This window comes from uncultured Bacteroides sp., from assembly GCF_937912035.1.
GTDB lineage: Bacteria > Bacteroidota > Bacteroidia > Bacteroidales > Bacteroidaceae > Phocaeicola.
Window position 1 is genome coordinate 72,506 of sequence record NZ_CALDPF010000010.1, and the last position, 21,870, is coordinate 94,375.

The window sequence follows — 21,870 nt, forward strand, 5'->3', positions numbered from 1 at the left end:
TTATAACTCTCCCATTATTTTTTTTATGATACAATACTGATAATATGCCTCAATCTGTATATCCAGATATTCTATATTTGCCTGCAACAGATTGTTACGGGCATCCAGCATTTCTGTAAGTATGGCGGTACCGCCGGAATACCTTTCATAAGTAAGATTATACAAGTCTTCAGCCAATCGAATCTGTTCTGTCATGATATCGAATTCTTCCAACAACTCATTTAGCTTTGTCTTTACGGTAAATAATTCTGTTTCATTTTTTCTATACACCAATTCGGAATGTTCTGCCATAGACTTACTTAAACTTTTAGCAGATTTAATTTTACTTTTGTATTTGTATAAATTCCCTATGTTGTATGACAGTCTGATACCAACTCCCCAGTTGTTTATATTTTTGTTAAGCGGAGGTGTGGATGATGATAAAGGCCCGGTAAGATTGTTTTCAAACCATCCGCTTAATTGAGGCCATTTTACTGATTTCACAAATGCCTCATTTGCTAATGATTCATTATATTGATTAATGCTTTCTATATAAGACAATGAATATGCAGGTTGTGAATTTATTTCCCTTAATTTTTGAGGCGATGGTATTTCTTCATAAGGTATAACTACTGTATCTTCAGGAAGATCTAAAATCCTTGTAAACTGGAAATTTAGTATTTTCAGTAAATTATTGTTTTTAATAATAGCCAGTTCGCGCTTTTGTAATTCAAGTTTATAGTATGTAACGTCACTTCTCAATGCAGTACCCTGTTCATATCTATAACTGGTTTCTTGTAATAGCTTATGGATTCTTGCTCTGTCTTTTTCAAGGATGTCATTCATATTCATATATTTAATGTACTGCAAGAGCCAGTCGGCAAGCATAAACCTTATATCCTGTTTTTTTAGCTGAAGCTGAACGTCAAGAACTTTATTGGTTGATTTACGTAACTCTTTTTCCTTGTTCAGTGCCATATCCAATATGGGCTGGTTAATCTGCAAAGAAAGATTATTTGAAAAATGTGGTAAAACAACGGATTCGATATTCGTGAAGTTTCTGTTCATAATAGTAGCATTTCCCTGATAACCGGCTGTTGCAGTTATGTTTATATCCGGAGTAAACTGCATCTTTATATGTTCCAATTCATGCAGGGCATTCTCAATTAAATATTCCGCTTCCTTTATAGAATGGCTTTTAATGTCTGCAATATCAAAAAACTGTTGCATTGATAGTTTTATTGTATCGCTTTGAGCTATGACATCTGTACTTATAATCTGAAGCAATACAGTAAAAAAGATAATTCTGATAAATTTCATGTCGTTTTTTTATTTTGCAAAAGTAGAGGTTGCAGGGTACTCAATGAAGTTTTATCTTTGCAAAAAATGGTTTTAAGTGGATATTGAATATAATTTATATCATTGGTAATGGGAAATTTGGTATCATATAATATTATCAATTTACTGAAGGAATCAGAAAAACAGGAAATACAAAAATATGCTATAACAGCATTCCAAATAAATAAAGGGTGTTTAAATGACGATACTGTCATAGAAAATCAGTTTTATTTATATATGCTGATTACTGATGGTTGTGGCAGATTTGAAATAAACAAGCAACCTTATGAAGTTTCTAAAAATGGTTTTCTTATAATCTCTCCCATACATTTGTTTAAAATAATAGTTGTAGATGATAATTTCTCTGCAAAGGTGCTGCTTACCTACAAATCTATTTTGGATATTACACCTTCAATGGAAAAGGTATTCAAGCAATTAAACAGAAGTTTGAAGATTTACAAGAATCCGTTTCTGCAACTTAATGATAATGAATGTCTTTGTATATCAGAGAATATGAATAATATAAAAAGAAGATTATCCCAGACAAATCATCATCTACACGCTGAGGTCATACAAAATTCTTTTATTACTTTTTCTTTGGACTGGATTGATATATGGAATAACTATCATTCCATATTTGCATACTCAAAAGAGCAGACAAGAGCTGATGAAATATTCTCTTCATTTGTTAAATTGTTGAGAGTTAATTATAAAGAAGAGCATAATGTTTCTTATTATGCTTCAAAATTGTCATTATCAGAACACCATCTCAATGTGGTTATTAAAGAAATAACCGGACATTCAGTTTCTACATTAATATATGAATTGCTCTATTGTAAAGCTTGTATATTACTTAATCAATCAACAAATTCTGTAGACGAAATTTCCGAGGTTCTGCATTTTTCTGACGCTTCATCCTTTTGTAAGTTCTTCAAGAAAAGAGCAGGCATAACTCCATTGAAATACCGTAAAGAATTAAATAGCTAATGGAAAGAAACGTTTTCATACCGTCAACTATAAATATCTGTTTAATTACATTATTAGGCATGTAATAAATTATCAATTTAAGTATATTTTTTATATTATCCTTCAATGAATATAAATCTTATAATTCCATCATTATTTATCCTATTACTGTTTAAAGTATAAAACTGCTTTTAGACAGTAATAGAATAAACAACAAAGGACTATCCGGATTTGGATAGCCCAGTTATATGTGTCCTGCAAAAAATAGAGTCTGTCATCTTTTTATTGATCTTCCATCATCAACATCATCATAGCTACCTTTCTGTCCAACTTCCCACTCACGTTTCTCACTATGGCTACCACCACCTACATCACGCAGCTTGGCCTTGCCTAAAAAACGTGAAGTAGACTTTGTTTGTTGCTGGTATTTTTGTAGTTCAATTTGTTTCACAGATTGTTTCTTTAGCCGGTCAAGATTGAAGTTTTCTTCAGTAAGATTTATAATGATATGCTGATTGAAATTTATGACATAAGTTGCATCCTCTTCCTGACGTATAATAAAGCCCTCTTCACGAAGTTGGCTTTTGACCGAAGTTACAGTTTCATCATTGAATATCTCACGCAACCGGTTTACAGCATCAGTGTAGTAGTGTGTTCTTTCCGGAGATATATCTACCAGATCTGTCCGAGAAACCTTGAATATCTTACAAAGCAAATCCCGTTCAGCCTCAGTAGCCGGACTGAACATCTCAACCATAGCTATACGGTTGTTACGGTCGATAGCTTCTGCCATAAAAGGTTTCAACGGACGGCTTTGGCCATCAAAATAAATGATGCCTTTCTTGATATAGGCACGCTGCTTCCTTATTTTACTGTATATTTCACTTTGGGTAATCTTCGGATTTAGTGTAAATAACCGGTCAATATAGTCCTCTATCCGGTTGAACCGCTCTTCAGGTGTAGCAAAGTCCAGAAGTTCCTCTACAGCCAGCACTCTTGCACCATGAATGACAGTCCTGTTTGCATGATCAACGAGCATATATCCGTAGGGTGCATCCTTCTTGCCGAAGAACACAATATCAATACCGAACTTCGTTTTCAATTCCTTTTGCAGCTCCTCCTTGTTGGAACTTACGTCACGGTATTTCTTTAATATACTTCTGAGCTGACGGCAACGAGTCCTTTCCCGATAGCCACTCTTGAAAAGACTTTCTATTTCAGTAAAAGGAATTTCCTTCTGAACCTTTCCACCATACTTGACGAATACATTCCCATCTTTCTGATAGACCTCATATCCCATGGAAACCATGATTGCCTTAAACTGGGCAAATGAAGAGAACGTGTACAGCTTGGCCAAATTAATGTCATCTGCCGTTTTCTTTTTCCTGTCGTTACCAAGAATACGGTCAATGACTTCCTGAGAACGTCTGCGCTCATGGCTGTGCTGAATCTTTTTTCCATCAGGTGCCACTCTCGAAGTGACAATATGAAGATGGGTATTCTCTGTGTCATAATGGGAGTAAACAAGCAACGGCTGACCAGATTCTCCGTATCCTATTTCCTTGAGATACTGGTGTGCAAAATCCAGCAACTCATCTTCCGACATTTCGTGTCCCTTGCATGATATGGCCACATGAAACTGTGGTTTCCTGATTCTGCTGTTCTGTGAACTGTACTTCTGGAGATAACCGACCAGTTCACTCAGGGTTGGTTTGTGAAATGTTCCGAGTGTACCGAAATTCAGAATCTCGATAAGCCGTGCAACACCTTTCGAGACTTTATGTTCATTGTAACCGACAGCATGAAAGTTCGTGCTTCCCGGTAATATGGTTGCTATCATATTTAATTCTAATTATCATGGTTTATGTGACTGAGAAACCGAAATACTTCAAGTTCATTAATCTACGGTTACACAATAATAATATCTGAAATGACTGAATACCGTGTAACTGATAACTCAGATTCTGACAGCTTTCTGTGTCAGAGAATCAAGGTCTTTCTTTATTCTGTTCAATGTTTCCTGAGTTTCAAGAATAACCGGTAACAGAACTTCCTGAATATAGCTGGGAGCGAGTAACCCGGCTACCGCAAGCTCATTGGCACGTTTAACCGACTGATTAAGGTTTCCTCCTGCCCAGGAAAGTTCATTCTGATATTTCCGGTAAAACAAACCCAAATCATTCATCAGTTCAAGTTGTCTTTTGGTTCCGATATCTGAATACTCTGCCAGTGCCGAGCGTATATAATGACTCACAGATGAATAGGAGGCAGATTTCTCCTTAAACTGTTGTACTTCCTCTGGTGTCATTCTGACCTTGATGTACTTGGTTCTCTGATTCTTCATGCTTGGATACATTGGTGGTTAGGTTTCCCGGACCTTCTTTCGCCATGCGAAACAGCGGCTATCCGCTCCGATGCGCCAGCATTCGGCAAGTTACTTTTGAGAGTACGAAACGGGGTTTTGTGGCCACAAAAGTACAACTTGCTTGGAAAACTCTGCACGGCAGAACGATGCCTTCCGGGAATGATTATTATACCCAAATTTACCGGAGAAAGCTGTTGCAAACCGAAATCAACAACACAATTCTTTGGAGGCATATTCCTGCTTACCATGTGCTGTAACATCCGGTTGTCCTGGAATATCCATATAGCGGAATATTGTTGTATAGAGTCCTAGAACCTATCAAGCCAATTTCAATGTGTTCTGAAATAGATGCTACAAGCATTATTCAATCATAGAACCATACAAATCGAAGTAATCAGTAAACAATGTTCCGTTATCTATGGTTGGATAAACCAAAGTTTCAAAAACACACAAGATGTAGTTATATGGAATAGATGGCTATTGTTCTCATAAAACCTATATCCAATATAATATGTAGTCCTGATACCATGATAGTATGGTAAAAGTATCCTGATTATCTAAGTTATTGGAATCCCAATAAAAGGGAAAATAAAATCTTGTTGCTGATTCAGCTGATGAAATGGCTATCGGGAAATCTTATTTTATCTGAACTGTATTGCAGAAACATTCAGGTAGAATAATCATGTAATCAGAGTTTGGAGATTCCTCGTTATCATGATGATATAACACTGATAATCAGTAGAAAATCTACTCGGATAATAAGAAAATAGTGTTGCGCAAATTTCTGTATCTCATTGATTTTTAGTATATTTATATAATTAATAAACTCTTATACTCATAAATATTACACATTATGTTTGAACTGCTGTTGATTATATATCTGCTGCCGGTACTTATTATCGGTATGCTGCTCCTGAAACTAGTATTCTGGCTTTTTAGGATTGCCATACGTCTGACTGTCTGGTTGGTAAAGAAGGCTTTCATATTGACATGGAAGCTTATCATACTTGTCTTTGCTATAATTATAGGCCGTGAAATCATGCCCTGGAATCAACCGGACAAATAGAAAGAACCGTATCAGTGAGTGAAATGATACGGTTCTGATAAAGATAAGTAGAATCCTCCCTTTGTGTTAATGGCTTGTTTCAGTTTTCCGATTACATGAATCCTTTTCCCTTGCTTCTTTCATACACAACTTCCTTCTTGGAATCACAGTTCATAAGACGGAACTGAACCATACATCCTATAGGTATATCCTTGGGTAACTGTTCAACCAGTCTGTCGATAACCTGGTCTACATTACTGAAACCAATGTCTGTTATTTCACCGATAACGTCACCTTTGAAATATGCACGGCCATAGATCATCATCTTTTTGGTGATACGGAACATCTTGTCTGCCGGTGTCTCGAAGTCACGTGCCTTGCCTTGCTTGCTCTTCTTGCTGCTGAAGAAAATGAAGTCAATCACTTTGGCATTTAGTTCCCAGGCAGGAGTGAAGTCTATCTTGACATAGCCTCTTGTTATATTCAGTCCATGACTATGGTTCATGCCGAAAGCAACTTCATACAGATTGGCATCACAGTCGTTTTGGGCAATTGTAGCCCAGGTATGACGGAAAGTATAATAACAGTAGTAATCCTCTTTCTTCATTCCCATATCAGCACATATCTTTCTGATTCCAATGTTTACGTTGGCATTGAAACTGTCCGGATTGCTGTAACGCTTATGGAATTTGAAAAGATATTCGTCATTCTCGTCTGAAAGATACTTGTCAAATGTGGCCTGAATGAACGGTTCCACACGCATTTCAATATAGGCTTCGTCTTTTCGGCTGTGCTTTGTCTTAGCTCTTTTATATCCGATAACTCCATCCTTATAGTTTTCTTTTTTAAGCTCAAATATATCTACGGTATTTATTCCACCCAAGCACAAGGATAGGAGTGCCACGTCTCTGCCCAGTTCCGGAAGAGATGAAATCATTTTGGTTTCCGGTAGAGGACGATTGAAAAACTCCCTACATGCCTCTGCACTGATGGCTCTTTGAACTGTACTGTCAGATTTTGGAATGGATACTTTTAACCAAGGATTGTATTTGATTCGCACGATACCACGTTCTTCATCGTTCAGCTCTATAAGTGCCCTTTTGAATATCTGTCTTAAACAGGTTGGGTACATTTCTTTCGCCCTGTTCGTCAACGAAAGGCTATTAATCCATCTTGTTAAAACAGAAGATGACAAGTGAGTAAACATCACTCTGGTTGTTCCTAAATATCTTTCGAGGTGGTTTACAGCCAGGCGATAGTTCTTAGCATTACGTTCATGTCCTTCAGAGGCCATACGGTTAATGAATTTTGTAGCATAGTCACTAAAACATATTTCCTCATCTGAATGGATAAGGAATTCAATTAGTTCAGCAACAGAATAATTTGAGACATCCTTACGGTTTATCATATCGCTATAACGTAGGATTTCTCGTGAACAATATTCGTTGACCACAATATCCTTGATTTCGCCATTCTTGGTGATTTGCTTGTCCGTAATGAGTTTATCGGTTTTAATATAACCCATTCTTGAACGGTGGACAACACGAATGTACACTGGATAAAATCCGTCAGCTCTCTTTTTTCTTACGACTACTTTAAATGTTGCCATATCAGATTGATTTATAAGTTATTAAATGGTGTATGCGTTGGTGTATGCGCCACTGTTCAAAAGTGTATGCGTGGTGTATGCAAGTACCGTTTATTTGGCTCATTTTTTGCGGACAAATGCACGAACCGCCTAAAAACAACTTAGGCTGTAACGCCTGATAAACAGTTCGTTACAGCCTAAATCAAATATTATCCTATATAGCTTATGCTTCTTCAATAGCAGCCTGCGCCGCCGCAACCCTAGCTATAGGCACTCTAAATGGAGAGCAGCTGACGTAGTTAAGACCTACTTTATGACAGAATTTGACTGAAGAAGGTTCGCCGCCGTGTTCGCCGCAAATACCGCATTTCAAATCAGGACGGATAGCACGACCTTTTTCTGTTGCCATACGAACTAGCTGACCTACACCTTTCTGGTCGAGAACCTGGAATGGGTCAACCTTAAGGATTTTCTTTTCCAGATATACTGGAAGGAATGATGCGATGTCGTCGCGAGAGTAACCGAATGTCATCTGAGTAAGGTCATTAGTTCCGAATGAGAAGAATTCGGCTGATGATGCGATTCGGTCTGCTGTGAGGGCAGCTCGCGGAACCTCAATCATTGTTCCTACTTTGAATTCGATTCTGTCGTTCTTTTCGGCAAACAATTCTTCGGCAGTTGCACGGATAACCTTTTCCTGTTCCTTGAATTCGTAAAGAATACCAGTCAATGGAACCATGATTTCAGGCATTGCTTCAATACCTTCGGCTTTCAATTCCAAAGCAGCGCCAAGGATTGCTCTTGTTTGCATGGCTGTGATTTCAGGATATGTGTTGCCAAGACGGCATCCGCGGTGTCCGAGCATAGGATTGTGTTCGCACAGTGATTCAACTCTCTGCTGGATATATTTCACGGAAACTCCCATTGCTTCTGCCATTTCTTCCTGTCCTTTCAAATCGTGAGGAACGAATTCGTGCAATGGAGGGTCGAGCAGACGCACTGTGACCGGACATCCTGCCATTGCCTTGAATATTCCTTTGAAGTCTGCCTGCTGATAAGGAAGAATCTTTTCAAGGGCTTTCTTGCGTCCTTCGGAATTTTCGGCAAGAATCATTTCACGCATTGCCTTGATTTTTTCTCCTTCGAAGAACATATGCTCTGTTCGGCAAAGTCCAATACCAACGGCGCCGAAGCTTCGTGCAATTGTGGCATCGTGTGGAGTATCGGCATTTGTTCTGACTTTCAGGCGTGAATATTTGTCTGCCAATGCCATTAATTCTGTGAAGTCTGCTGATAATTCAGCTGCTTTTGTCTGAACTTCACCAATATATACTTCGCCGGTAGAACCGTTTATTGAAATATAGTCGCCTTCTTTCAATACTGTTCCATCTACTTCGATTGTTTTCTTCTTGTAATCGACATTCAATGTTCCGGCTCCGGAAACACAGCATTTTCCCATACCGCGGGCAACCACGGCAGCGTGTGATGTCATTCCGCCTCGAGCTGTAAGAATACCTTCGGCAGCTTCCATTCCTGCCAAATCTTCAGGAGAAGTTTCAAGGCGAACGAGCACTACTTTCTTTCCGTCCTTATGCCAAGCTGCTGCATCGTCGGCAAAGAACACGATTTGTCCTGTAGCTGCGCCCGGTGATGCCGGCAAGCCTTTCACAAGCACTGTAGCTTTTTTCTGAGCTTCTTTGTCGAATACAGGGTGAAGAAGTTCGTCGAGCTTGTTCGGTTCGATGCGCAAAAGAGCTGTTTTTTCGTCAATGATTCCCTGGTGAAGCAAGTCCATGGCGATTTTCACCATTGCTGCGCCGGTGCGTTTTCCGTTACGAGTCTGCAAGAACCAAAGTTTTCCTTCCTGAACTGTGAATTCCATATCCTGCATGTCACGATAGTGCATTTCCAGTTTTGTCTGCAGCTCGTCGAGCTGTTTGTATATTTCCGGCAATGCTTCTTCCATTGACGGGTAATTTGCAAGGCGTTCTTCTTCGGAGATTCCGGCACGTTCTGCCCATCTCTGTGAACCAAGTTTGGTGATTTGCTGTGGAGTTCGGATTCCGGCAACTACGTCTTCGCCCTGGGCATTGATAAGATATTCGCCATTGAACACGTCTTCGCCTGTTGCAGCGTCACGTGAGAAGCAAACACCTGTTGCAGATGTGTTTCCCATGTTTCCGAACACCATTGCCTGAACTGTAACGGCTGTTCCCCACTCTGCCGGTATTCCTTCCATCTTTCTGTAAAGGATTGCGCGTTCGTTCATCCAACTGTTGAACACGGCACAGATGGCACCCCAAAGCTGTTCGTAAACAGATGTAGGGAAATCTTTTCCTGTCTGTTTTTTTACGGCATCCTTGAATTTTACAACCAGTGTCTTTAGGTCATCTACATCAAGCTCGTTGTCGAGTTTTACACCTTTAGCTTCTTTTACTTCTTCAATTATAGCTTCGAACGGATCGATATCATCTTTATTTACAGGCTTCATGCCAAGAACTACGTCTCCGTACATCTGTACGAATCTTCTGTATGAATCCCATGCAAAGCGTGGATTGCCTGTCTTGCGTGCCAAACCTTCAACAACTTCATCATTAAGTCCGAGGTTAAGAATAGTATCCATCATACCAGGCATTGAAGCACGGGCACCTGAACGGACTGAAACCAAAAGAGGATTTTCAACATCTCCAAATTTGGAGTTCATCAGTGATTCAATATTTGAAATAGCTTCTTTGACATCGTTTTCAAGAATTGATACAACTTTATCTTTTCCCAATTCATAATATTCTGAGCAAACTTCGGTTGTAATGGTAAATCCAGGAGGAACCGGAACTCCTATCAAATTCATTTCTGCAAGATTCGCACCCTTACCTCCAAGTAAATTTCTCATATCGGCTTTACCTTCGGCATTACCATTTCCAAATTTGTAAACTCTTTTCTTTTCCATAATTTAGTAATAATTTATGCCAACCATCAGTCAGAAACTAGTTTCAGCATCTAATACATTAAAGAAGATATCGACAGTAAAGTGAATAACTTCATTAAACTTATGGTTCGCTTTAGTTTGTTTTAAGTTAACATTTATTGTTTTATTCTGTTGCAAATATATTCCTTAATTCAACTTATGCAATAACTTTTTTTAAAATATTTTGCATGTTTTAAAACTTAAATAATAATTCTTATCAATAGAATATATATCTTTATGCGCGCAAATTTGAGATTTATGAATAAAAGACTATTTGTTTTATCTTTATCACTACTCACACTGTTTGCCTGCGAGCAAAAGCAACTCCCTGAAAACCCGAAAGATAATGAAGAATATGTGGATAATTCCGGAAATCACTGGCTGTGGAACGCGATGCTTATGCGATGGATGATTACTTCGCCTATGGGTGTTACTCATTATTATTATCCGCAATCAAACGTATGGCAAAATTCGAACGGAATGAAAACAACTCCTCCGGTAAATCTGAAGGAAACGGTTCAGAAAACGAAATCTTCTTCGTCTGGTGTATGGGGAAAGTCGAAAAGTGTGTTCGGTAAAACTGGTAAATCATATTCTATACGTTCATGAAAAGGATTGTTCAGTCTCCCAGAAATGATTTCAGAGAAAAAATAGAATCTCTTGGTTTTGACTTCCATCAGGATTATTGGCTGGAAAATGCCTGCTATGAATTCAGCAGCGAGGAAATAGGAATTTTGGAAGAGGCAAGCCGGGAATGCTATAATATGTATTGCGAAGCTGTTGAACGTGTGATTAGAGCTGACAGATTCGATGATTTGTGCATACCTCGCAATATTGTTGATTTTATAAAAACCAGCTGGGAAGAAGACGACCTTTCGCTGTACGGACGCTTCGACTTTGCTTTTGACGGAACTGACACGATGCCGAAGCTGTTGGAATTCAATGCCGATACTCCTACTTCTCTTCTGGAGGCTTCAGTAATTCAGTGGCAATGGCTACAGGATAAGTATCCGCAAAAGAATCAATATAATGCCATCCATGAAATACTTGTTCAAAGTTGGAAAGACATTCACGAACAATATGGACAAGACAGATATTATTTTGCCTGTGAGCATGATTATGCTGAAGATACGTCAACTCTGAGATATTTGCTTTCCACGGCTCAGGAAGCGGAATTGCCTACGGCGGAACTGGACATCTGCGATATCGGTTTTTCGGAATCCGACAATCAGCTGACCGACCCTGCCGGCGAGCCTATTGACTGCCTGTTCAAGCTGTATCCGTGGGAATGGATGTTCAATGAGAATCTTCATGCCTGCAAGGCGGATTGCCTCTTTATAGAGCCTTTGTGGAAATCAATGATGAGCAACAAGGCGATGCTTGCTCTGTTGTGGGAATTCTTCCCGGACAGCCCATATCTTCTGCCGGCATATAAATCTCCGGAAAGACTTGGGAATTCTTATTGCCGAAAGCCTGTGTTCTCACGCGAAGGGGCAAATATTTCTCTGGTTAAGAACGGGAATGTCATTGAGGAAAGTTCAGGCGACTATGGTGCCGAAGGTTTTATTTATCAGCAACTTGTGGATATTGTTCCACAGCATGGGAAATATCCTGTTATCGGAAGCTGGATTATCGGAGGCGAGCCTGCAGGAATCGGCATAAGAGAAACCGATTCCCGCATAACTGACAACCTGAGTTATTTTGTGCCACACTATTTCTAGTGTTTTATTCCTTCGAACATATCCATTCTGTCTTCTTTGCTGCCTGAGGTCTTGCCGCTGAAGCTGTTGAATGTCCAGCTGAGGGTAAGCATTATCTGAGGATATTTAGGTTTTATCCTGGTGAGCGACCTCAGGTCTGATGTTTGTATGTCGGATATATATTTTGCCGTTCTGAAAATATCTCTGAACACAAGTGAGGCAGTGAGTCTTCTGCCGAAAAGCTGCTGACGTATTGCCATATTTGCATACCAGTATGCATCTGTCCGTCCCTGTGTTGTCACTGACGGACCGACGAAACTTGCGTCGAACTGAAGTCTGGTGTATTTAGCAACGTCAAACAAATTGTTCCACAATATGTCGTAATTGGTGCTTGTGGCAGTGTTTCCTCCGGCTGCACGCTCATTTTTCACCTTGTAATGATAAAGACTGCCGTTGACAGTTGTTCCCCAGAATTTGAAAGGGCGTAAATTGACGCTCAGTTCAAGTCCTGTAGAATAATCATGCCCAACATTTGCCATTGAGTCCAGAGTCACTCCTGCCTCGAAAGGAACTCTAAGTCTCTCGATTTTGTCTTTCCTTGAACGATGGAAGGCGGTGACTGAAACCTGGTTTTCACCGAAATCCTTTCTATAATTCAACTCATAAGAGTTTATATATTCCGGGCGGATATCAGGGTTTCCTATCTCTGCCGTATAGAAATCTCGATATGTAATGTAGGGCTCCATGTAGAATAGTTGCGGACGAGTGGTTCGCCTTGAGAATGAAGCCTGCAAATGATGTTCACCAGGGAAATCATAGCCTACGTGTGCAGATGGGAAAAGCTCGAATCTGTTCTTAGTTCTGTCGGCACCTTCAACGGAACTTCTCAGAACTGTGTGAGTATGTTCTCCCCTCACTCCTGCCTGCACATCAAATCTGTTCCACGACTTAGCCAGGATGGCATAGATGGAATTCACGCCTTCCTGGAAATAGAAAGTGTTGTAGATGTCGTCTCTCCAGTAGAAATGTTCTCCCTGCGGATTCCACCATTCCATTTTGTAGTCTCCATCTTCGAGATATGAATAATACTGATATCCGGCTTCGAGGCGCGCTGTTTCGTTTATAGGAAGCGTGTAGTCCAGGTTGGCACGCAGAGTTTCGCGGTGTTCGGCTTCGTAGGCTCTGTGTCCCTGAACTCTTTTGCCTTCGAGACTCATCAGGTCGTTGAAGAAATATTCAAGGGCATCGCCACCATATTTATAGTACGCGCTTGCGGACAGTTCGTGCCCGTTATCATTGAAGCGATGCTTAAGGGCAAAACTTCCGAGGCCATATTTTTCTGAGTTATCATAGTCGTCGATACTTCTGTAATATTCTGTCTGCGGTTCGGAGCCATTGATGCTGCGAGTTTCCTTGTAGTTCATTTCGCCTTTGCGCTTGTTTCCTCCATATCCGCCTTCTACGTCAACGGAAATGCTGGTTTTGGGCAACTCGATGCTCCAGCCACCTTTCAAGGAATAATTGTAATTGTCTCCGGTTCTTGGTCCGACGGAATGAGACGTTGTAGTCTGGTCTCCGACTATCGTCATTTTTTCCTGGTCGAAATCACTTTTTCGCAGTCTGTCGGTCCACTGACCGCCAACGTACCATCTTGAGTTGGTGTTCTGCTTGGTCAGCAGGAAATCTATATTCCTTGACAGCCATGTGCTTCCCGAGAGATTGACCATTCCGCTCAATCCCTGTTGCGAATGTTTTTTGGTTATAATGTTTATAATTCCCACATCACCGTCGGAGTCATGTTTAGCCGATGGAGTTGTGATAATCTCAATATTTTCAATTTGTCCGGCAGGAATATGTTCCAATGCCTGAGTGCCGGAGAAAACGCTGGGTTTTCCGTCAACATAGACCAGGAAACCGCTGCTGCCTCGAAACGTCACTTCGCCTTCTGCGTCCACGCGTATTGATGGAGTGTTTTCGAGAATATCAACTGCCGAGCCACCGCCAGCCATCATATTTGCCGAAGCTTCTACAATTTTCTTGTCCAACTTATAGACCAACTGCCTTTTGGAAGCCACAACTTCAACTTCAGAAATTCCCATTTCGAGAGGCTTCATACTTAGGTTTCCCAAATATTTATCCTCATTGTTGATAACGATATCTTTTACGGTGACAATATCATAGCCAATGAGCCGCACCATAAGTGTGTATGTTCCGTTCTCAACTTCATTGAAAATGAATTCACCTTTCTCATTCGGAAATGTTTGCATAACCGGCTTTTCTGAGACACCATTTTTATACAGGAATAAATCTGCATAGTCGATTACTTTTTCCGTTCCGGACTCGAGCAACTTACCTTTGATATTGCCGTCTGAATTATCTGCCCATAATGAAGCCGAAGTCATCAAGGCTAACAAAATACAGGTTGTCTTTTTCATTTGATAATTAGTAATTAAGTTTCGCTTAAAAATTGACAAGAAAATGATTTCACAAAGCAGCACAGCAGTTATGGAAACCACTGTGCTGCAATACATATTTAAATATAATTAATCAGACTCTGTTATACTGTTTTTTCTCTTCCGGAACAATTGAAGTCAGTCCTTCAATATTGACAGGTTTACCCGTCTGGATACTCTTTCTTGCCGCGATACCAATCAGGCAAGCCAAAGAACCGTCTCTGACGTTGGCACACTGCTTCATTGGATCAGGAACATTCGGTTTGAATATCTGGTCTTTCAGCAATGCGTCGCCACCGCCATGTCCGGAAGTTCCAAAAGGAATATGGAAATATTGTCTTTTTCCGAAATTCTTGAAAAGAATTATTTCGTCATAATCACGATCGGACATTCTGTTGGATTCTTCAATCCATGCGTCAATTCGTCCTTCAGTTCCGTTGAAAGCAATTCTGTATCCTTCATAGGGAGAATAACTTGTCAATGAATATGAAACCTGGACACCGTTTTTATATTTGATTGTTGCAGCCATCTTGTCATAAATATTTACATCGTTGGCAAAGACACAACCGTCTCTGTTGTATTTGTCATATTTATAATTGTCAACATACAACTTTGTGAGGAATGAGTCTTTTGTTATGTCCCAATAGTAATTACATTCAGACTTATGACTGCACATTCTACAATTCTCACCTCTGAATTTGCCATTTTTGCCATAGTGTTCAAGTGCTCCGACGCAATATACTGTTTCGGGATCACTGTCTATCCACCAGTTCAGCAAATCAAAATGATGGCAGGCTTTGTGAAGCAGCAAAGAACCGCTATTCTCTATTTTTCTATGCCAGCGTCTGAAATAATCGGCACCATGAGAAGTGTTCAAATACCAGTGGAAATCAACGGATGTCAACTCTCCGATTTCTCCATTTCTCAACAGTTCCCACATTTTTGCTCTGTGAGGAGAATATCTGTAGTTGAAAGTTACACGGACTTTCTTTCCAGTTCTTTTCTCTGCATCCAAAATTGCCTGGATTTTCTGTTCGTCGATAGTCATCGGTTTTTCGGTTATGATATCTGCTCCATACTCCATTCCTTTGATTATAAACTCATGATGAGTACAGTCTATTGTACAAACAATAAGAACGTCTGGCTTTGTGGTACGCATCATTTCGTCGAAATCCAAAAATGTCGGACAACCGGCTCCGATATGCTGACTGGCAAAATTCAATCGTCCTTCATTTATATCACACAAGCCGACGAATTCTATCAAATCAGGATAATCCCTAACGAGGTCTTTTCCCCACATTGTAATACCTCTGATTCCGGTTCCAACTAAAGCAACACGCATTTTCTTTGCAGCAGCTTCTTCAATAAAATCATTTGCACTGACTTTTTCAAAAGGAAGGTTTCCTAAAATGGCAGTTCCTGCCAAAAGACCTGAAGAGGCCATAAATTCACGTCTGGAGATTTTTGTCTTTTCCATCGCACATCACACTTTAAGTTAACAAAATAAATTTCAAATCAGGCATAAAACATAAGTTTATGCCTGACTATATTGGTTTTTCAACAAATATTTCCGGTAAATATACAATATTTTCCGTATTAAATACAAGAAGTATGATTTTTATAAGTCGGAAGAATCACTTTTCAGACTTTTGTAGATATAATCCATATCCACATGTTGTCTTACCCAATCGGCCAACTTATCATATTGCTCATTTTTGAATGTCGCATAATCAAAGTTATCATTTACAGGATTTTTATCGAATCCTTCAGCCAGATGATTGAGAACGTCAGTGTTATCCAAAATACCGTGCATATAACTTCCCCAGCAATTCGGGCCCAGATAATATCCGTCTGTGCGCCCGTCTTCCAGCAATGCTACAGGTTTTTGAGGAGCGTCGCCTATAATAGTTGTCCGTCCCATATGTATTTCATATCCTTTGCAGGATTTCGTCTCAGGATTTTTGCCGTTAAGGAAAGAGAAGTTGCTCTGTTTAGTAATTTTCTCCGGCTCAATAACTGTGCACTGAGGCAAAAGTCCCAAGCCCGGAATGACAGGAATATTTCCTTCCAATGCATCCGGATCTTCCAGCCTTGCTCCCATCATCTGATATCCACCACAAATGCCGATGACTTTCTTTCCGTTCTTGAAGCATTTCACTATTACATCAGCGACTCCATTGGCACGCAAGTGCTGCAAGTCTGCCAAAGTGTTCTTTGAACCGGGCAACAATATGATATCTGCCTTTTCGATGTCTTCCGGATTATTTGTATAATATGGATTAAAACGCGGGTCCATTTCCAGAACATCAAAATCAGTGAAATTGGACATGCGCTTGAGCAATATTATTGCCACATTGATTTTTCCGCTGCTATAAGTTCTCATCTTCCTTTCCAGGACAACAGAGTCTTCTTCTTCAATCTTGATATTACTGAAATAAGGAACGACTCCTACAACCGGAACACCGGTCAGGTCTTCAATTATTTTCCGTCCTTCGTCGAAGAGAGAAATATCTCCACGGAATTTGTTTATGATTACACCTTTTATACGCTTGCGTTCTTCTTCAGTCAGCAAAGCTATTGTTCCATATACGGAACCGAAAACTCCACCACGGTCGATATCTGCGACAAGATATGTGTCTGCTCCGGCTTTTATTGCCATTCTCATATTTGTTATATCACGGTCGCGCAGATTTATCTCGGAAATACTTCCTGCTCCTTCCAGAACTATAGGATTGTATTTCGACTCCAAGCGGGAGAACGCTGCTACTGCTTCCTTGAACAATTCCTCTTTCTGAAGTTTCATCCCGAAATAATCCTTTGCAGACATATTTCCAATTGGACGACCGTTGAGAACTACTTGCGAACCTTTGTCGCTAGTCGGCTTCAGCAAAACGGGATTCATATCAGTATGAGGCTCGATGCAGCAAGCTTCTGCCTGTACGACCTGGGCTCGTCCCATCTCGCCGCCGTCGATAGTTGAATATGAATTCAAAGACATATTTTGTGCCTTGAAAGGCGCAGGAGAATATCCATCTTGTTTGAAAATTCGGCAAAATGCTGCATTGATGACGCTCTTGCCAGCGTCGGAGCAAGTGCCGACAAACATTATTGGTTTTAAACGATCTTTCATTATTATAGTGTTTGAACTATTTCTTACTTGTGTAGGGCAAATTTATATATTCTTATTTTTATTGACAACACACCATATTTATATGGCTCATAAAAACAAGAATCCCATCCAGTGCAAGACTTCTCACATTGGATGGGACTATATTATTAAAAAAGTTATTGACAGAGAATTACTACAGTATCGGGATTTTATCCCATTTTGCTTATTTTACGCAATTTATCTTCATCAATCAGCTTTATTTTTCTTCCGTCGATTGCTATTATTCGCTCTGCGACAAATGTTGAAAGAGTTCTGATTGCATTTGAAGTTGTCATATTCGACAAATTAGCCAAATCTTCGCGGGCAAGATAAATACTCAAAGTAGCACCGTCTTCTTCCAATCCATAGCTATCTTTCAGGAATAACAAAGATTCTGCCAAACGGCCTCGAATATGCTTTTGAGTAAGATTTACTGTTCTCTCATCTGCAATACCCAAGTCTATTGACAGCTGGCGAATAAAGAACATTGCCAATTGAGGATTTGCCATAATCAGGTCCGTGACAATAGTCATAGGAATCATACAAACTGTTGATGCTTCGAATGCTGAAGCATTAGTCAAATAATCTTCCTGAGCAAAGTTTGCTCTATAGCCAAAATACTGGATAGGCTTTATCATTCTGATTATCTGGCTTCTTCCGCCAACACCATCTTTGTAGATTTTGACCTTTCCTTTCAGAAGGCACATCATCTCTTTAGGCTCATCACCTTCACAATATATCAATTCGTTGCGCTTGAAGTGCTGTATAGACGAATTGTTTCGAAGAATATCGCGTTCTTTTTCAGTCAATACTCTCCAAACTTCCGACAAACTAGCCGAAAAATCTATTTCTTCTCTTTTTTGCTGCTTTACCACGACTGCTATATAACATACTTATCAAGCACAAATATATGGATTTTTATTTTAAATCAAAAAAATGTATGAAAGATTTTTTATTAATTACTTATATCATGAATTTTATTACTATCATATCATTCAATGATTTATATCATTTACTCTTATTATCCAAATTCCTTTTATTTTAGATTGCTTATTCAAGTACTCTTTTAAGCTTTCTCTATTTATAACGACTCTTTTCTCAGCTGACGAAGCATGAATAAATTTAAGCATGCCATCTTGCCAATAAGCAAATGCCATATGTGAGACATCCAGGCCTTTAATACTTGTTACAAAGCCAATTATATCTCCATTTTTGATTGAACAACTTGCCTTATCGAGCGATTCTTTGGGAATATAATAATAGTCTCTCTGGTTTGCTTCTTTTTCATAATCTCGGATAATGGCGGTCCATTCCGGATTGGATTCGAGCTGTTTATACAAATTTGGATGAGAAGAGATAAAAGACAAATCCAAATGATATTTTATGTTTCCTTTTATTCCGGATGTAATATCTTTCAATATGCCTTTCTTTTCATTATAAGTTTTCCAGTCTGCAATATAATGCAATCTTTCCATATAAGATACTTTTCCATTTCTATATCGGATATTCTCCAACGTATTACAATAGTCTGCAAAACTCTTTCCTCCGGTCTGAAATGTACGGACCAAGGCAAGAACTGTTTCAACTAATGTAGTACAATCCAGTTCCCTTAAGTTCACGACCAGAGTTTCCGGAGTTTTCTCCAATGTTGAAGCAACATAAGGCAAATCGAGAAATAGCTTTGCAGTACTGATTATCTGCTCTCCTGCCGGCTCAGACGACTTGTCAGACAGAAAAGCAATATATTTCTCAACTTTCAGAGAATCTTCCTTGTGATAAAACTTTCGGTCTTGTGCTTCAGCCTTTGGTAATCCAAGGCTGAAAACACACAGAAACAACAATATTAATTGTCTCATATTATTCCTTTTTATTATTCAACAATTCTTCAAGTTTCAGAAGCTCATCTCTGTATTGTGCTGCTTCAATAAATTCCAGCTTCTTGGCAGCTTCATTCATTTGCTTTCTTGTTCTTTCAATAAGCTTTTCAAGCTGCTGGACATTCATATATTGTGCAACAGGGTCGGCTGCAACCGGACGTTCCGGCTCAACATAAGCATAAGGCTCGGCATTCTGCTGCTTTTCGGCTACAATAGAAACACTGTTCTTTACGACCTGTCTTGGTGTTATGCCGTGAGCTTCATTATAAGCCATCTGCTTTTCTCGCCTACGGTTGGTTTCATCCATAGTCAGCTTCATGCTTTCTGTTATCTTATCTGCATAGAAAATAACTTTTCCGTTTACATTTCTTGCTGCACGTCCAGCTGTCTGTGTAAGCGAACGGTGCGAACGCAAGAATCCTTCTTTGTCTGCATCAAGAATAGCAACAAGCGAAACTTCCGGCAAGTCCAAACCTTCTCTCAACAAGTTTACTCCGATAAGAACATCAAACAGGCCTTTTCTCAAGTCGTCCATTATCTGAACTCGCTCAAGAGTGTCCACGTCGCTGTGGATATAATTACATCTCACTCCCATTCGGCTCATATATATTGTGAGTTCTTCCGCCATTCGCTTAGTAAGAGTAGTGACAAGGATTCTCTCGTCCTTAGCTGCACGCACTGTTATTTCTTCCATCAAATCATCAATCTGATTCAATGTCGGGCGAACTTCAATAATCGGGTCAAGCAATCCGGTCGGACGAATAACCTGGTCAACAACAATTCCCTCACTCTTCTCCAGTTCATACTCTGCAGGAGTGGCACTCACATATATGGCGCAAGGAGTAAGTGACTCAAATTCATCGAATGTAAGCGGGCGGTTGTCCATAGCCGAAGGCAAACGGAAGCCATATTCCACAAGGTTTTTCTTTCTTGCATAGTCGCCGCCATACATTGCCCTGATTTGAGGAATAGTAACATGGCTTTCGTCCACAACAAGAAGGAAATCTCTAGGGAAATAATCAAGAAGACAGAAAGGTCTTTCGCCTGCGGCGCGTCCGTCAAAATATCTGGAGTAGTTCTCGATTCCGGAGCAATGACCGAGTTCACGAATCATTTCCAAATCGAAGGTCACGCGTTCATACAGACGTTTTGCCTCGTAATGCTTTCCTATTTCCTTCATATACTCGACTTGTGTGCCCAAATCCACATCAATCTGGCTGATTGCCTGGTTGATTCTTTCCTGAGTGGTGACAAAAAGGTTTGTAGGATAAATATTCAATTCGTCCTGCTCGTCAATCTCCTGCCCAGTCTGAGGGTCAAAGGAAGATATGCGGTCTATCTCGTCTCCCCAGAATTCGATTCTGTATGCGACACCGTCAAATGTTTCAATTGCAGGGAAAATGTCAACAGTATCACCGTTGACTCGGAAGCATCCGCTTTTAAATTCCAGCTTGTTGTTTATATACAGAGCATCCACGAATCTTCTGATAAGTTTGTCTCTGTCAATCTGCATTCCTCGCTCGATATGAGTGACCTTTTCGGCAAATGCTCTCGGGTCCGCCATACCATAAAGACATGAAACAGACGAAACTACAATTACATCTCTTCTTCCGGACAGCAAAGACGCTGTGGCTCTCAGTCTCAGTTTGTCAATCTCGTCATTAATCGCCAAATCCTTTTCTATATAAGTATCGGTAGATGGCAGATATGCTTCCGGCTGATAATAATCGTAATAAGAGACAAAATATTCAACAGCATTATTCGGGAAAAAGGCCTTGAATTCGCTGTAGAGCTGAGCTGCGAGCGTCTTGTTATGGCTCAATATCAATGTCGGCTTCTGAACTTCCTTGATAACATTCGCAATCGTAAATGTCTTTCCCGAACCAGTTACTCCGAGTAATGTCTGATATGGCACTCCATTCTTCAATCCGTCAGACAAAGCCGCAATTGCTTCCGGCTGGTCTCCCATCGGACGGAATGGTGATGATAATTCAAAATTCATTCAATTCTTTGTTTGAAATCGTCAAATTAGCAAATCTGGTTTTCTATATCCGATATTAATAGTAGATTTTTTCCTGAGGAATTACCAACCATAATATCAGATATAACAGAATTCCTGTTCCCAGCATGAAAAACATAAGAACATATATAATACGTACGATAGTCGGGTCAATATCGAAATAATTTGCAATTCCGGCGCAAACTCCGGCTATCATTTTACCATTTACAGGTCTGAGAAGTCGTTTTGGATTTTCCATACTGATTCATTTTAGTTATTAAAGAATAAAATAAATAGAATATAAAACACAAAAAGCTTGCTTTATACTTTCTATCTTATTCAAAGATATAAAAGTAAAAAACAAATGTCAAGTCTATTTTAGCTCTTAGCCATAAAAAAAGTAGCGACATCTTCTAGAAGCCGCTACTTATCAGTATATATGAAATT

General features: G+C 39.7%; 16 protein-coding genes. 4 read left to right on the top strand and 12 right to left on the bottom strand.

The genetic code is table 11. The annotated features are described in order from the left end of the window. Positions 1-1,299, bottom strand: coding sequence for a TolC family protein (locus Q0486_RS01785; protein WP_299229891.1), 1,299 nt, complete (start codon positions 1,297-1,299; stop codon positions 1-3). A gap of 108 nt (positions 1,300-1,407) precedes the next feature. Here Q0486_RS01785 and Q0486_RS01790 point away from each other — a divergent pair, with 108 nt between their 5' ends. Next, the gene (locus Q0486_RS01790; protein ID WP_299229893.1) at positions 1,408-2,304 is read left to right on the top strand and encodes an AraC family transcriptional regulator; all 897 of its coding nucleotides are present in this window, start codon (positions 1,408-1,410) and stop codon (positions 2,302-2,304) included. 253 nt (positions 2,305-2,557) lie between these two features. Here the strand turns inward: Q0486_RS01790 and Q0486_RS01795 are convergent, their stop codons facing one another. Together Q0486_RS01795 and Q0486_RS01800 are read right to left on the bottom strand one after the other, a co-directional pair. Then, positions 2,558-4,123: a relaxase/mobilization nuclease domain-containing protein gene (locus tag Q0486_RS01795; RefSeq protein ID WP_299229895.1), complete on the bottom strand. Its 1,566-nt coding sequence runs from the start codon at positions 4,121-4,123 to the stop codon at positions 2,558-2,560. Positions 4,124-4,240: 117 nt separating this feature from the next. Further along, positions 4,241-4,627: a hypothetical protein gene (locus Q0486_RS01800; RefSeq protein ID WP_299229897.1), complete on the bottom strand. Its 387-nt coding sequence runs from the start codon at positions 4,625-4,627 to the stop codon at positions 4,241-4,243. Between the two features lie 874 nt (positions 4,628-5,501). On the opposite strand from Q0486_RS01800, the gene Q0486_RS01805 reads away from it, so the two are divergent. Further along, positions 5,502-5,714: a hypothetical protein gene (locus tag Q0486_RS01805; RefSeq protein WP_258997145.1), complete on the top strand. Its 213-nt coding sequence runs from the start codon at positions 5,502-5,504 to the stop codon at positions 5,712-5,714. A gap of 91 nt (positions 5,715-5,805) precedes the next feature. Here Q0486_RS01805 and Q0486_RS01810 read toward each other — a convergent pair whose 3' ends face one another. Both Q0486_RS01810 and ppdK read right to left on the bottom strand, forming a co-directional pair. After that, the gene (locus Q0486_RS01810; RefSeq protein WP_299229902.1) at positions 5,806-7,302 is read right to left on the bottom strand and encodes a phage integrase SAM-like domain-containing protein; all 1,497 of its coding nucleotides are present in this window, start codon (positions 7,300-7,302) and stop codon (positions 5,806-5,808) included. Positions 7,303-7,504: 202 nt separating this feature from the next. Beyond that, positions 7,505-10,228: a pyruvate, phosphate dikinase gene (gene ppdK / locus Q0486_RS01815; protein ID WP_299229904.1), complete on the bottom strand. Its 2,724-nt coding sequence runs from the start codon at positions 10,226-10,228 to the stop codon at positions 7,505-7,507. A gap of 276 nt (positions 10,229-10,504) precedes the next feature. On the opposite strand from ppdK, the gene Q0486_RS01820 reads away from it, so the two are divergent. Both Q0486_RS01820 and Q0486_RS01825 read left to right on the top strand, forming a co-directional pair. Next, positions 10,505-10,855, top strand: coding sequence for a hypothetical protein (locus Q0486_RS01820; RefSeq protein WP_299229906.1), 351 nt, complete (start codon positions 10,505-10,507; stop codon positions 10,853-10,855). After that, positions 10,852-11,967: a glutathionylspermidine synthase family protein gene (locus Q0486_RS01825; RefSeq protein WP_299229908.1), complete on the top strand. Its 1,116-nt coding sequence runs from the start codon at positions 10,852-10,854 to the stop codon at positions 11,965-11,967. Before Q0486_RS01820 ends, Q0486_RS01825 begins: the two co-directional genes overlap by 4 nt. On the opposite strand, the gene Q0486_RS01830 is transcribed toward Q0486_RS01825, so the two are convergent. From Q0486_RS01830 to Q0486_RS01860, 7 genes are all read right to left on the bottom strand, one after another. Then, on the bottom strand, positions 11,964-14,381 hold the full coding sequence (locus tag Q0486_RS01830) for a TonB-dependent receptor (protein ID WP_299229910.1): 2,418 nt from the start codon (positions 14,379-14,381) through the stop codon (positions 11,964-11,966). The two genes, Q0486_RS01825 and Q0486_RS01830, sit on opposite strands and share 4 nt — an antisense overlap. Positions 14,382-14,493: 112 nt before the next feature. Next, positions 14,494-15,876: a Gfo/Idh/MocA family oxidoreductase gene (locus Q0486_RS01835; RefSeq protein WP_299229912.1), complete on the bottom strand. Its 1,383-nt coding sequence runs from the start codon at positions 15,874-15,876 to the stop codon at positions 14,494-14,496. Positions 15,877-16,017: 141 nt separating this feature from the next. Beyond that, positions 16,018-17,529 carry a cobyric acid synthase gene (locus Q0486_RS01840; RefSeq protein ID WP_299229914.1) on the bottom strand — a complete coding sequence of 504 codons (1,512 nt, stop codon included), beginning with the start codon at positions 17,527-17,529 and terminating at the stop codon, positions 16,018-16,020. Between the two features lie 188 nt (positions 17,530-17,717). Beyond that, positions 17,718-18,422: a Crp/Fnr family transcriptional regulator gene (locus Q0486_RS01845; protein ID WP_299229916.1), complete on the bottom strand. Its 705-nt coding sequence runs from the start codon at positions 18,420-18,422 to the stop codon at positions 17,718-17,720. A gap of 120 nt (positions 18,423-18,542) precedes the next feature. Next, complete coding sequence (locus Q0486_RS01850; RefSeq protein ID WP_299229918.1) at positions 18,543-19,403, bottom strand: N-acetylmuramoyl-L-alanine amidase-like domain-containing protein; 861 nt, start codon at positions 19,401-19,403, stop codon at positions 18,543-18,545. A gap of 1 nt (position 19,404) precedes the next feature. Next, positions 19,405-21,426, bottom strand: coding sequence for an excinuclease ABC subunit UvrB (gene uvrB, locus Q0486_RS01855; protein ID WP_299229920.1), 2,022 nt, complete (start codon positions 21,424-21,426; stop codon positions 19,405-19,407). Positions 21,427-21,481: 55 nt separating this feature from the next. Further along, positions 21,482-21,682 (bottom strand): PspC domain-containing protein, encoded by a 201-nt coding sequence (locus Q0486_RS01860; protein WP_299229922.1) that lies wholly within the window; start codon positions 21,680-21,682, stop codon positions 21,482-21,484. Between the last annotated feature and the right edge of the window lie 188 nt (positions 21,683-21,870).